12 protein-coding genes are annotated in these 13,223 nt (G+C 60.8%); 7 read left to right on the top strand and 5 right to left on the bottom strand.

The features are described from left to right. The 3 genes from CXQ94_RS20035 to CXQ94_RS20045 all read right to left on the bottom strand — a co-directional run. The coding region (locus CXQ94_RS20035; RefSeq protein ID WP_146070378.1) for a hypothetical protein at positions 1–393 on the bottom strand (393 nt) is incomplete at its 3' end. Between the two features lie 159 nt (positions 394–552). After that, positions 553–2,700: a Stk1 family PASTA domain-containing Ser/Thr kinase gene (locus tag CXQ94_RS20040; protein WP_104092365.1), complete on the bottom strand. Its 2,148-nt coding sequence runs from the start codon at positions 2,698–2,700 to the stop codon at positions 553–555. Positions 2,701–2,780: 80 nt separating this feature from the next. Continuing rightward, positions 2,781–3,962 (bottom strand): LysM peptidoglycan-binding domain-containing protein, encoded by a 1,182-nt coding sequence (locus tag CXQ94_RS20045; protein WP_104092366.1) that lies wholly within the window; start codon positions 3,960–3,962, stop codon positions 2,781–2,783. Between the two features lie 276 nt (positions 3,963–4,238). On the opposite strand from CXQ94_RS20045, the gene CXQ94_RS20050 reads away from it, so the two are divergent. Further along, positions 4,239–4,592 (top strand): Rv2175c family DNA-binding protein, encoded by a 354-nt coding sequence (locus CXQ94_RS20050; RefSeq protein WP_104092367.1) that lies wholly within the window; start codon positions 4,239–4,241, stop codon positions 4,590–4,592. A gap of 117 nt (positions 4,593–4,709) precedes the next feature. On the opposite strand, the gene CXQ94_RS20055 is transcribed toward CXQ94_RS20050, so the two are convergent. Further along, entirely contained in the window at positions 4,710–5,813 is a 1,104-nt protein-coding gene (locus tag CXQ94_RS20055) for a polyprenyl synthetase family protein (RefSeq protein ID WP_104092368.1), read from the bottom strand. A gap of 97 nt (positions 5,814–5,910) precedes the next feature. Beyond that, positions 5,911–6,471 carry a hypothetical protein gene (locus CXQ94_RS20060; protein ID WP_258067270.1) on the bottom strand — a complete coding sequence of 187 codons (561 nt, stop codon included), beginning with the start codon at positions 6,469–6,471 and terminating at the stop codon, positions 5,911–5,913. A gap of 219 nt (positions 6,472–6,690) precedes the next feature. On the opposite strand from CXQ94_RS20060, the gene dinB reads away from it, so the two are divergent. The 6 genes from dinB to CXQ94_RS20090 all read left to right on the top strand — a co-directional run bounded on the left by dinB (position 6,691) and on the right by CXQ94_RS20090 (position 13,211). After that, positions 6,691–7,896 carry a DNA polymerase IV gene (dinB, locus tag CXQ94_RS20065; RefSeq protein WP_258067274.1) on the top strand — a complete coding sequence of 402 codons (1,206 nt, stop codon included), beginning with the start codon at positions 6,691–6,693 and terminating at the stop codon, positions 7,894–7,896. A gap of 265 nt (positions 7,897–8,161) precedes the next feature. After that, positions 8,162–8,527, top strand: a complete 366-nt coding sequence (locus tag CXQ94_RS20070) for a DUF3040 domain-containing protein (RefSeq protein ID WP_104092369.1) — start codon at positions 8,162–8,164, stop codon at positions 8,525–8,527. 515 nt (positions 8,528–9,042) lie between these two features. Continuing rightward, complete coding sequence (gene mraZ, locus CXQ94_RS20075; RefSeq protein ID WP_104092370.1) at positions 9,043–9,480, top strand: division/cell wall cluster transcriptional repressor MraZ; 438 nt, start codon at positions 9,043–9,045, stop codon at positions 9,478–9,480. A 204-nt stretch (positions 9,481–9,684) separates the two neighbouring features. Next, on the top strand, positions 9,685–10,683 hold the full coding sequence (gene rsmH, locus CXQ94_RS20080; protein ID WP_104092371.1) for a 16S rRNA (cytosine(1402)-N(4))-methyltransferase RsmH: 999 nt from the start codon (positions 9,685–9,687) through the stop codon (positions 10,681–10,683). Beyond that, positions 10,680–11,339: a hypothetical protein gene (locus tag CXQ94_RS20085; protein WP_104092372.1), complete on the top strand. Its 660-nt coding sequence runs from the start codon at positions 10,680–10,682 to the stop codon at positions 11,337–11,339. The genes rsmH and CXQ94_RS20085 overlap by 4 nt, the downstream gene beginning before the upstream one ends. A gap of 66 nt (positions 11,340–11,405) precedes the next feature. Further along, positions 11,406–13,211: a penicillin-binding protein 2 gene (locus CXQ94_RS20090; RefSeq protein WP_306418921.1), complete on the top strand. Its 1,806-nt coding sequence runs from the start codon at positions 11,406–11,408 to the stop codon at positions 13,209–13,211. Positions 13,212–13,223: the final 12 nt, after the last annotated feature.

Below are 13,223 nucleotides of genomic sequence, written 5' to 3' on the forward strand. Positions count from 1 at the left end.
GCGGATCCGGCGGTAGGCCTCGCCCCGGCTGAGCATCAGTGAGGTGGTGAGTAGTTCTACGGGTGTTTTGATGCCGTCCCGATCGAAGCGTCCGGCCTTGACCCGGTCGGCGAGTTCACCGGCGACCTGCACGCTCATACCTGTCAAGAATCGGCCCAGGTGCTCCAGGGATTGTGCCCAGTCAACAACCGACGCGTCCGGCAACGAGCCCAGGTCAAGACCGAACGGTGTCCTTGGGGTGGCCCGGAGTCCGTCGGTGGCGGTCGCGTCGGGCTCCGCGGCGGCCCTGACCAACGCCGTGGCAAGAGCCAGCAAGCGGTGAATATGCCCACCACGGCCCGTGCCGTTGCGTGTGGAGCCAGGATTACCCGGCGTCCTTGCCCTTGTTTCCATACCCCTCATTTTACGAGGAGACACCGACACTCTTAGAATCTTCTAACGAGAAAGTGGATAGGCTTCGAAGATTACTACGCTGTGGAGGGGTGTTGAGGCGAAGTGTCCTGCAGGAATGAGGAGCGAAAAAAGTCGCGCCCATACTCAAGCTCGTTGCCCTTAGATGACCTTCAGGGTGATGGTGCTGCCTTCGGCGGCTTCCCCGCTCTGAGGGTCCTGGAAACGGACTGTTCCAAAGAACCCGCCCAGAAGGTTCTCAACCGTGACGTTGAAGCCCAGCGCTTTGAGCTCGGACGTGGCGGCGCCAACCTGCTTGCCCACCATGTCCGGAACCTTGACCATCTTGGGACCCTTAGACAGGGTCAGGGTGACGGTACCACCGGCAGTAAGATTGCCCGATTCGGGTGTCTGAGAGACCACGGAACCGGCCGGAACGGTGGCGCTGTTGACCTGTTCAGGTGCGATGGCCGCTGCGAGGCCCGCATCTTTGAGTGCAGCTTTGGCGGCGTCGGACGTCTTACCGACCACGGAGGGGACAGGGATCGGCTGGGGTCCCTTGGAAACCGTCACGTTGATCTTGGTGTTGGCGCGGAATTCGGTCCCGGCGCCAGGGTCCTGACCTAGGACGGTGCCCGCGGCAATCTTTTCATCGAAGACTTCTGTAGTGGTACCAAGAGCCAGGTGGGCGCCTGTGAGGGCGGTGGTGGCGTCCGGCAACGTTTTTCCGGTCACCGCGGGGACCTTGTACAGGACGGGTCCCTGGGAGACGCGCAGAGTCACACCGAGAAACCTACGTTGCGACGTACCTGCGGCAGGGTCCGTGTCCACCACCAATCCCGCGGCAACCAGTTCGTCATGGACGTTGGTTATGGGGATTCGGTCAAAGCCTTGCTCGTTCAGCAGCTTCTGCGCCTGGACGACAGTCTTGCTCTGAACATCGGGAATGGTGGCCAAGGCGCCGGGGCCCAATGCCAGGAACCAGCCAGCCGCCGCCGCCAGGATGCCCAGGACTACAACCACCACCACCCAGATAATGGCGCGGCGTCGCGAATTTCCGGTGCCTAGGGTTCGAGTCGGCTGGGCTGCGGCCTTGGCGCGGGTCTTGGCCTGGGCGCGGGCTTCGCGCTTGGACAAGGCCTGCTCGGAGGTGTCGTCGTCGTCCTCAATGAACTCTTCATCCGGGCCGACGACGGGCGCAACAGAGTCCGACTCCGTCACGTACAGGCGGTTGCCGACGGGCATCACGCTAGTGGGGTAGTTGGGTGCGGCGATGACGGTTGTCGCCAATGGCTCCCTGGATGAAGCGATGTGGGCGGTTTCCCCAAAGGCTTCCGGGAGTCCGCCAATTGCCGCAGTTAGTGCCCCGGTGTCAACACTGGGCACGGGGTTTGTAAACTGTTCGGCCGCGGTGGCAGCCCTGTCCTTTTGACCGATGGCCTTTGAGCCGCCGGAGTTGAGCTCTGCCGGTGTCAGGGTAGTCCGGATGTGGCGCAGGTCCTCCAAGAGGGAGGCTCCGTTGGCCGGGCGGTTGTCGGGGTCCTTCTCTGTCATGTACCGGACCAGCTCATCCATTTCGGCCGGCAGATCCGGCACAATAGAGGAGGGGGCCGGAACCGCATCACGGACATGAGCCATGGCCACCGCAATGGGAACATTGCCGCGGAAGGGCTGCTCGCCCGTCAGCAGTTCGTAGAGCATGATGCCAGCGGAATAGATGTCGCTCCGGGCATCGCCTCCGTCGCCATTGACCAGTTCAGGTGCAATGTACCCAACTGTGCCCAGCAATGTCCCCGTGTTCGTCGTCGTGGTGACGGCGCGTGAGAGGCCAAAATCACCAATCTTGACCCAGCCGCTACGTGAAATCAGTACGTTTTCGGGTTTTACGTCTCGGTGGACCAGACCGGCTGCGTGGGCGGCCGCTAAGCCCTCCACGATGGGATCAAGCAGGTCAAGGGCCTGCCGCGGTGTCAGGGCATGGTCTTTGTTGATGACATCACGCAGTGTATGGCCATCGATGTATTCCAGGACCAGATAGGCGTGGGCAGCTCCCGCGCCATGGTCATGGATCGCCACCACGTGGGGGTGCGAGAGACTGGCGGCACTCCAGGCCTCGCGCTGCAGCCGCTCAATGAAGGCGTTGTCGGTGGCGAGGTGGGGGTGGAGGATCTTCAAGGCGATATTGCGGTTCAGCCGCACGTCCTTGGCCAGATAGACGGTGGACATGCCTCCGCGCGCCACCTTGGATAGCACCAGGTAGCGGTCATCGATTGTTGACCCGATCAAGGGGTCGTTAGGCGCATCTTCCACCCTTCAATCCTATTGGGTGAAACGAATGTGGACCGCCAACAACACTCGTTGACGGTCCACGGTCCCATAGTGGGGTGAATCTAGCGGTAGGAATTCCGCTTGGCGTTGATGCCGGCAACGTAATTTACGGTGTCCGCGAACATGCCGTTGACGCTGACGGAGTACTGGCCCTGGTAGTACCCGGCAATAGCCAGGTCTTCGCTGGGTGCGCCCTGAAGCAGTGCCCGGATAATGGCAACTCCGGCTACAACGTTGTCCTCAGGCTGGAGCAGGTTCAGCTGGCGCCCAACCAGTCCCGAAGCCCATTCGCCGGCGTCGGGGATGACCTGCATGGTGCCAATGGCATTGGCGGGGGAGACCGACTGGTGGTTGAAGCTGGACTCCTGCTGGGCAACAGCCAGGGCAAGTGAAGGATCAACGCCCATGCTGGCGGCGGTGCTGGCTACCATCTCCTGCATCTGGGCGCGTGTTGGTACGGGTGCGCTCATCAGTGCGGCCTTGTTCTGATTCGCATCAGCGACCACGGCATCGGGGTAGGTGTAGTGCAGGAACGTGCTGGGTACCTGCTGGTCCGGCGTGAGGGCAGAGGGGTCTACCGGTGCCGACGGGCTGGCAGGGGCAATCGGGGTGATGGAACTTGAGGCGGCACCGACACCGGGGATGCTAAGCGTCTTGCCCGCGTAAATGGTCGCGTTCGTTCCCATGTTGTTGGCCCCGGCCAGCGCTTGCACGTCGACGCCGTGCTTGGCGGCGATAGCCGAAAGGGTGTCGCCAGCCGCGATGACGTAAGCTGCGCTCGAGCTCAACGGCGTTGCAGTCGCCTCGGGTGCCGACTGGGCACTACCGCCTAGGCTGATCTGTTCCCCGGGGTAGATGAGTGTGTCTGCGGTGATGCCGTTGGCGGCAAGGATTTCATCGGTGGACAGCGAGTACTGGGCCGCGATGCCTGAGACGGTGTCGCCGGCAACTACCGTGTGGCTCTGCGGGGTGGCGACCGTCTGCACTGCCATGCGGGTGGGGATGGATCCGGCTACTACGGCCGTAGGGATGCCTGCAATCTTGCTGGCTTTTGCTTCCGTGGCAATCCCGCTTGCGGTGATCACTGCGGGGAGAATCTTGGTTCCCGTCGCGACGGGCGAAGCGGCAGCAGGTTGCGCCATGGCCATGGAGGAGAGCATCACCACGGGGATGGCCGCGGTAGCTACGGCAGCCAGCTGCTTGGCGCTAGTTGACGCAGTACGAGAGGGGCTGTTGGAAGTCATTGGGGGGCAATCCTCTGGTTTTCGGGCTGGTCTCGATGCAGATGTGACTGGTGTTTCTTGTGTGACTACTGTGAATTTACACTAAATCTACCTAACGTGAATCTTTTATCAATAGCGACTTGCCGCGCGCAACGTGCAATATCCCGCAACTATTTGAAAAGCCAGCTATTACGCGGCCCGGATGAAGGTAGCGAGCCGCCCCTATTTCTGGAATGACAACAGCACAAAACCGTCAACGGTGTGCGGAGATATGAAGAATGTGGGAACCTGTTACATGTGAGTAAAGTTGAAAATGTTGTCAGTGAATGGTTGCCCCTGCCCGACGTAGCCGAAAAGCTAAACGTCTCGATCACCAAAGTGCATGCCCTCGTCAAGGATGGTTCCTTGCTGGCTGCTCGCGTAGGTGAGCGTTCCATCCGGGCCGTGCCGGCCGAATTCTTTATCGACGACCACGTCATCGAGAGCCTGCGTGGCACCATTTCAGTGCTGCACGACGCCGGGTTTGAGGACGAGGAAGCAATCGTCTGGCTCTTCACCGACGACGAATCCCTGCCTGGGCGCCCCATCGACGCCTTGCACGCAGGCCGAAAGACCGAAATCCGTCGTCGCGCCTCCGCCTTGGGCTGGTAGCGCGAGACGCCACCTTGGCCGTTTGAACTAAAGAAGGTCCCCGTAGCGCTTCACTGCGCTACGGGGACCTTCTTCTTGACCGGCAATTTTTTGCTGCATTCGCGGTGCCTGAGGCGGTTATGACGTCCGGGAAACGGCTCCTTGGCCCAGGCTGGACAGTGCGGCACGAACGTCGTCGGCGATGGGAAGTTCTGAAAGGGCGGCAAAGGCTGTGCCGCTGAGTTCGGCGATCATGGCTTCCGTTCCTGCCAGGGCCTGGGATTCGACCATGACGGCGCAGAGCTTTGCAATCTGTTCCTCGCTCAGGTCCTGGCGGCCCAGGTGGGTGTCGACGAACTCGCGATCCTCATCGCTGGCGGAATCGATGGTCAGCCCCACCAGTACAGTCCGTTTGCCTTCTCTCAAGTCATCGCCGGCAGGCTTGCCCGTCTGCGCGGGGTCGCCAAACACTCCAAGAACGTCGTCGCGAAGCTGGAACGCCTCGCCCAAGGGCAGGGCAAAGGCGCTGTAGCCCTCAAGGAGTTCGGAACTGCCTCCTGCCAGGGCCCCGCCCAGCACCAGCGGGTGTTCGGAGGAGTACTTTGCGCTCTTGTAGCGGATGATCGCAGAAGCCCGGGATACGGCTGTGCTATGCGGTTTGCTCGGGCCGGATACCTCTTCGAGGATGTCCAGGTACTGCCCCGCCATGACCTCTGTGCGCATCAGGTTGAAAACGGCCCGGGCGCGGCTACCGGCGTCGGCGCCGATCGCGGCAAACATTTCTTCGCTAAAGGACAGGCAAAGATCCCCTGTGAGGATGGCTGCGGCATGGCCGAAGCGTTCCTCGTCAAGGGCCCATCGGCGTTCGGTGTGCAGATTGCTGAACACCCGGTGGACGCTGGGACCGCCACGGCGTGTGTCGGATCGGTCGATGATGTCGTCGTGAATCAGTGCCGCCGCCTGAAAGAGTTCAAGGGCGGCACCGGCAATAACCACCTCCGGCGCGTCGGGCGCCCCGCCAGCACCGCGCCAGCCCCAGTAGCACAGCAAGGCACGCATTCGCTTTCCGCCGGTGGCCAGGGACTTGATGGAATCCACTAGGACAAGAGTGTCTGCGGAGATGCTTGCCATCAGGGTGCGCTTTTCGGAGAGGAAGGCGTTGAGCTGGTCTGCTACTGCCGCGACAAACGCTTCTTGTTCCAAGGCGATCGAATGATCCGTTGAGGCCGGTGATGCGGTCATGCTGGGTGAGTCCTTGCTATGCGAATGAAAAATGGGACGGCGTCACACGTGAGGACTAGCGGGCCGGCACCAAATGCTGAACTGAAGCGCAGTTCTTCTATTTTAGTGATGCAGGCAAAACATTGGCCCCAATAGTTGCCGTGGCAGTTTCACCGGATTGGACAACGGAAACAGTGACAATTTCTTGGCCATCGGCTCGCACAAAGGTCTTCAGCGGCAGGCCGTCCACCGCATCCCCTGGTTGGGCGGTGAAGCCCTGATCGGTAAAAACCTTGGTGTAGTACGTCAACACGTCAGCTGATGTGGCGGTGATTGTGGCCGTCAGGGCCGCCGATGACAGCGGCGTGCTGCGTTGCAGGCTTGAGCTTGTGACGGTGGCGCCAGGCATTAACGGGATGAGCTGGGTGGGGAAGCCGGCAACCAACTCCTTGACCGCCGATTCAGCTGTTGGAGTGGCACTGGCGGTCGACGGTGGCGCGCTGGCGGTGCTGCTTTGCGTGGTGACGGGCGACGACGTGGTGCTGGGAGTCGGCGACGGCGCACCGGAACATCCCGACAGTAGGAGGATTGCAGCCAAGGCCGTCGCAGCCGGACGGTATGCGCGCCGGGAAAGCACGGCGCCAGGCTGATGCAAACGCTGAAAAGTGGAGCTGGTCATCACGATTTCCTTAGCTGCCGGTGGCGGTGCAATGGATCCACTCCAGTTTACCCATGGGCTGGCTCGAGTTTGCCCGTCGCGGGAATCCCGCGCCTTTTTGTCGGTGCCGGAAACTAGACTTGAATTGTGGAACAGGAACCTTGGCGACTTCCAGCGCGCCCCGACAGGCACGTGCCCAACGGCACGCACGTCAGCCTTGCCCGGCAATCACCGGAGCGGGTGTTGGACCAGTCCGGATGCACCATCTTCCACGTGGACATGGACGCGTTTTTTGTTGCCGTTGAGTTGCGGGAACGGCCTGAGCTCATTGGAAAGGCCGTGATTGTGGGCCACCCAGAGGGTCGGTCCGTGGTGTTGTCTGCCTCTTATGAGGCCAGGGCCTTTGGTGTCCGTTCCGCCATGCCCATGGTGACTGCCATGCGGATGGCGCCCCGCGCCGTCGTCATTGAGCCGCGGCACGATGCATACCGCGAAGTCTCCGGGCGGCTCATGGCTTTGTTCAATTCGGTTACTGACAAGGTGGAGCCCCTCAGCGTTGATGAGGCGTTCCTTGACGTCAGCGGTGCCCTACGCCGTCTGGGTTCGCCCCTGGAGATTGGTGCGTTGGTCCGACGCCGGGTGGAAGCGGAGCTGGGGATCACGGCCTCGGTGGGGATTGCCTCCTCGAAGTTTGTTGCCAAGATCGCCTCCACCCGCTGCAAGCCCAACGGCATGCTGCTGATTGAAAAGGACAGGACGGTGGAGTACCTGCACACACTTCCCGTTCAGGCACTGTGGGGTGTGGGGGCCAAGACGCTGGGGGTGTTGCAACGCCTGGGCATATTCACTGTCGCTGACGTGGCCGCGACCCCCGTGACAGTCCTGACCAAGACCCTCGGGGCCAGCGGCCGGGCACTGCATGAGCTCTCGTGGGGGATTGACCCGCGGCCGGTTTCTGTGGTGCGGGTAGAGAAGAGTATTGGCGCCGAGGAGACCTTTGCCGTTGACACGTTCGACGACGAGATCCTCACTCGCGAACTTCTGCGCCTATCGCACCGGGTGGCTGGCAGGCTGCGGGAAGCGCAGCTGGCCGGGCGCACCTTGGCCCTGAAGATCAAGTACTCGGATTTCTCCACTATCAGCCGCTCCAAGGCCATGGGGGCCGGTATTGATAGTGCGGGACAAATATACGCCGGGGCCGTGGGACTACTGCGGGCCTTGGGGCCGCGACCGCAAAGCGTTCGGCTGATAGGGGTGCGCGTCGAATCACTGGAATCCATTGATTCTGCCCCTCTGCAATTCACCCTGGACCGTCGCGACGACAACGGGCGCAGTGCCGAAGTGGTGGGGGATGCCATTGCCGCCAGGTTTGGCAGCGCCAAGATCGTCCCGGCGCGCTTGCTGCGCCCGGCGGCAGGCGACCGGGAGTCCCCGAAAAACAGCTGAAAGTGGAGGTGTAAGTGGGCTCACCTGCCACAAATGCTGGGACATTGGTGGGCCCTTCCTGTGAGGACCCCCTGATGGGTTTCAGTTCAGCAAAATCAAGCCTATTGTTAGTAGCAGGAGTTCTCTCGAAGCGACTTCAGAATTGATTGGTACCCTGCTGGCAACCGGTGTTAAAGTATGGTTCTCAGCTTGAGGGAACTAACGCAAGTACTGTAGCCGTTAAACGAGTCAAGACGCCCATGGCCCTGACCTGAAGGAGGTCGTCATGCCCCTCTCCGAGCACGAGCAAAGATTGCTTGACCAGCTGGAGCAGCAACTGCATGCCGAAGATCCGAAATTTGCCAACGCATTGGCCTCGGATCCTGTACGCTCGCTGTCCACCCGCCGCATTGTGATCGGCGTACTAATTGTGATCGCCGGTCTCATGATCTTGTTGGGGGGTGTCGCGACCAAAATTATTGTCATCGGGGTCCTTGGTTTTCTAGTCATGGGTGCCGGAGTTTACTTGGCCATGTTGCGGCCCAAATTCGATAGTGGTCCCGCGGCCCCTACAAAGGCCGGATCGAAGCAAAAGAGCGGTTTCATGAACAGCCTTGAGGAACGCTGGGAAGAGCGCCGCCACGAACAGTAAGCTGCCCTAGCCTTTAGGGGTGGCCTGCGGTGGTTGAAAATCACCGTTCCGGATACCCCGATGCTGCGATGTGCGACCGTGATTCATCACGTTGCGCCCACGGCACGGTCAAAGTGACACAGTCCCGAATCAAGGCCCGCCCCGCGGGCCTTTTCGTGGTTAACGGCCCCGGTGCCTTGGGCACTCCACTTCCCACCACTGGGCACTCCACATCCCACCCCTGGGTGCTCCACTTCCCACCACCGCAGTGCCATCCTGGCCTTCGTGGGCCCATTTCTGGCTGTTTCTTCGGGTATTTGATTCGCCGGCAGGGTGCGGCGCGCCCGAAACTTGGCGGTGCCAACAAGTTCCCTCCACCTCGATATTCCCTGTAATTGCGCGGTGTGATCGACGACACGCCCGCGACATTTGGCCTTCACGCGTTGACGGTGGAGGATTGTGGAGTAATGTGGAGCGCGTAAGAGGGAAATGGTCACGGGGAACGCATTTATCCCCGGTGTTCGAGGCGGTGGGGGATGTTTCTTGGAACACATTCACCGCGCCTTGACGAAAAAGGCCGCATCATCCTTCCCGCTAAATTCCGAGAGGAACTAGCCGGTGGACTTGTCCTGACAAAAGGTCAAGAAAACTGTATTTACGTCTTCAGTGCCCGCGAGTTTGAAAAGGTTCATGCGGACATGGTGGGCGCGCCAATGCAAAGCAGGCAAGCCCGCGACTACAACCGTGTTTTTCTTTCCGGGGCATCGGATGAAGTGCCGGATAAACAGGGGCGGGTGACCATACCGGCACCACTACGCAGCTATGCAGGACTCGATCGTGAACTGGTGGTCATAGGCGCCGGGAACAGGGCAGAGATCTGGAATGCGCAGTCGTGGGAGAAGTACCTGCAAGAGCAGGAGCAAGCGTTCTCACAGATGGATGAGGACGCAGTTCCTGGAAATACCCAGAAATAAGCACCAGTGAATGGGCATGCAAGTGTCCAGGCAAGGGTGAGCGGCACGGACTGTTCTTAGACGAGATCTCCAGCCGCCCAGCACCGTCATTCCTGGCTCACTTCCCCGGAGCCAGGCAGGACATTGCTCGGCGCGGAGGGGGATCTGGTCCAAGAACGTCAACCATGTAGTACACCACTAGTACCTAACGGAGCAGGAGGCGTGATGACGTCGGAGAACCCCACGCCACCCACGTCCGCCCGCCACACGCCAGTTCTCAAAGATCGTTGCATCAACCTCTTGGCCCCCGCCTTCGAAGTGGCCCGCCAAGCCGGACGCACCCCCATCGTCATTGACGCCACGCTGGGCATGGGCGGGCACAGCGAGGCGATGCTTCAGCGCTTCCCCGACCTGCACCTCATTGGCATTGACCGGGACACCGAGGCACTCGGCCTGGCGGGGGAGCGGCTTGCACCCTTCGCCAGTCGTACCGACCTTGTTCACGCCGTGTATGACGAAATCCCCACAGTCCTGGATGACCTGGGGGTTGCTGGAATCGACGGCATCCTGATGGACCTGGGTGTGTCCTCATTGCAATTGGACGAGCGTGAGCGCGGCTTTGCCTACTCCTTTGACGCACCCCTGGACATGCGCATGGACACCAGCCGTGGGCCCACCGCCGCAGATATCGTGAACACGTACTCGGAAGAAGATCTGGTGCGGATCATCCGTAAATGGGGTGAGGAGAAGTTTGCCGGGCGCATCGCCAATCACATCGTCGCTGCCCGTGACCGCCAGCCACTCACCCATACGGGGGAACTGGTAGAGATCATCCGCAATGTGGTCCCGGCCGGCGCTGCGCGCACTGGAGGCCACCCCGCCAAACGGACCTTCCAGGCGTTGCGGATTGAAGTCAATGAGGAACTAAGCGTCTTGGAGCGAGCGGTTCCGGCCGCCGTCGACGCCCTTGTCCTGCACGGGCGCGCCGTTGTCATGTCCTATCACTCCCTCGAAGACAAGATCGTCAAGGCAGTGTTCGCTGCTGGCTCGCGTTCCTCTGCTCCGGCAGGTTTCCCCGTGGAACTTGAAGAGCACAAGGCAACCCTTAAACGTTTGACCAAGGGAACCGAGATTCCCACCGAAGAAGAAATTGCAGAAAACCCCAGGGCCGCATCGGCGCGGCTGCGGGCAGTTGAAAAAGTCAAAGTCAGGAGCCAGGCATGAGTCAGCGAGCGTCCCGCATTGCCCCGGCAACGGTGGGTAACAATGCCCGTGCACTTGCCTATTCGAGCGCGGAGCCGGATTTTGATGGTGGCCTGCCACTGCCCTTGAAGGAAAGCAAGGCGCCCCGGACGCCGCTTGCGCTGGTATCTTTCACACCCACCAAGAACAAGACCCCCTTGGTGGTCTTGTTCTTGCTGCTGGTTGGGGCACTGGCTGCCGTACTGATCATGAGTGTCTCCGTCTCTCAGGGGCAGTACGAACTGGTGGGCCTCAAGGCCCAGCAAACCGAGCTGGCCAACGCCAACCAGGCCCACGAACTTGAACTTGTGACCAACGAGGCCCCACAAAGCCTGGTTGCACGGGCCGCCGCCATGGGGATGGTGCCGGCGGGCACTACCGGACAAATTGACGTGCGCACCCAGAAAGTCACCGGTAACCCGACACCCGCCAAGGCCGACACCAAGGGTCTTGTCTCCATCCCGCCGGCAGAGGTGAACAAGCCCATCAAGGTGCCGGTGGAGAGCCCGGCCGCCACGGTGGCCAAGGACCAAAAGTCGCTAGCCAAAGATACGCCCCCTGCACCGGTGGTTCCCGTGGAAGTGGCGCCGGACCTCAATGGCGGCACCATCCCAGCACCGGGACAAAAAACGAACTAAAGCTTGAAAAATGTGGGCGGCGCGCCAGTCGTCGCCCACGAACGCGGCACAAGGTTAGGACAAGCAGTGGCACAAGATTCCTCCAAGGCCAAAATGGGCCCCTCGGCACTGCGGTTGAACAAACTTGGACGCGGACGAATGCGGATCGGCTTCGTGGTCATGCTGGTGTTTCTGCTGGTCATCGGCGGCAAGCTCATCATGATTCAGGGCCTGGATGTGGGCAATATGGCAGAAGCGGCCGAGACCCAACGAACAGTGGTGCAAAAATTGCCCGCCGTCCGAGGAAAGATCGTGGACGCGGACGGCAAGGTCCTGGCCGAAAGTATTTTGCGCTATGACATCACCGTCTCCCAAGTCAATAACGCCATGCCCGAATACAAGCATAGGAACGCGACCACCGAGAAGCTCGACACTTTCACCCGCGACCAGGGGCTGCAAAAGCTGGCCACGGTCCTGGGAATGCCTTTTGAGGACGTCAAGACCAACGCCACCGGAACCAAGGACTTCAACTACATCCTCCGCGATGTGAGTCCGGCCGTTGAGGCACAGGTATCGGCCTTGGGCGTGCCCGGCATCTATTCTGAGCCCGTTACCAAACGCGTCTACCCCATGGGTGCTGTGGGCGGACCCATAGTCGGCTTCCTTGGCTCCGATGGCAAGCCCCTGGCAGGCATTGAGCAGACCATGGATGACAAACTAACCGGAACGGATGGAACCCGCACCTTCCAGGCGGGCAAGAACGGCATCATCATCCCCACCGCGCCCGTGAAGACCGTGGCAGCCGTTGACGGCCAAACCGTCAAACTCACCATCAACCAGGACATTCAGTACTACGCCCAGCAGGCAGCCCAGCAGCAAAAGCAGCAATACAGTGCCCAGTGGGCCAGCATCACGGTGACCGAAGTGAAAACCGGGAAGGTCATCGCCTTGGCCGACTCGGATTCCTACGATCCCAATAACCCAGGTGCCTCCGATCCGAGCAACATCGGTTCACGTACGGTCTCCTCCGTGGTTGAACCGGGTTCCACGGACAAGATCATCACGGCCTCCGCAGTGATCCAGGAGGGGCTCGCCACCCCCATGAGTGAATTCCTGGTGCCGCCCACCTTGACCGTTGACGGGCAAACCTTCTCGGACGCTTTCAACCACGGGACCGAACAGCGCACCCTTGCCGGCATCATTGCCGATTCCATGAACACCGGAACCGTCATGGCAGGATCCCGGCTATCGATGCAACAGCGCTACGACTACCTGCGCAAGTTCGGTGTAGGGGAAAAGAGCGGAATCGAATTGCCCGGCGAAAGCCCGGGCATCCTCGCAGACTGGAAGAAGTGGGACGGCCGCCAGCGGTACACGGTCCTGTTCGGACAGGGCGTAGCCCAGACGCCACTGCAAACCGCGTACGTGTTCCAAGCGGTTGCCAACGATGGTGTCCGGCTGGCCCCGCAAATTGTGGATTCGTTCACTGCCGCCGACGGCGTGGAGACGAAAGTACCGCAGGCTCCCGGGGTGAAAGTCATCAGCCCCGAGACGGCGCAGTCCGCCCGCGATATGCTGGAAGGCGTGGTAACCATGGCCGACTACAAAGTGGTTGGCATACCGGGGTACCGCGTTGGCGGCAAGACCGGCACCGCGGAAGCTCCGGCCGACAACGGCGTGGGCTTTGACGGGTACACGTCATCGTTCATCGGCATGGCACCCATGGATGATCCCAAATACGTTGTGGCAATCACTGTCCAACGGCCTCAGGGCGATATTTACGGGATTACCCAAGGCGTTACGTTTAATCAGGTGATGGGCCAGGTACTTCGCACCTTCGATGTCCCACCGTCCACCACCCCGTCCGTCATGCTGCCTAAGTTTTATAAGTAAAGCCGCCGGCCG

This window comes from Arthrobacter sp. GMC3 (assembly GCF_002929305.1).
Lineage (GTDB): Bacteria > Actinomycetota > Actinomycetes > Actinomycetales > Micrococcaceae > Specibacter.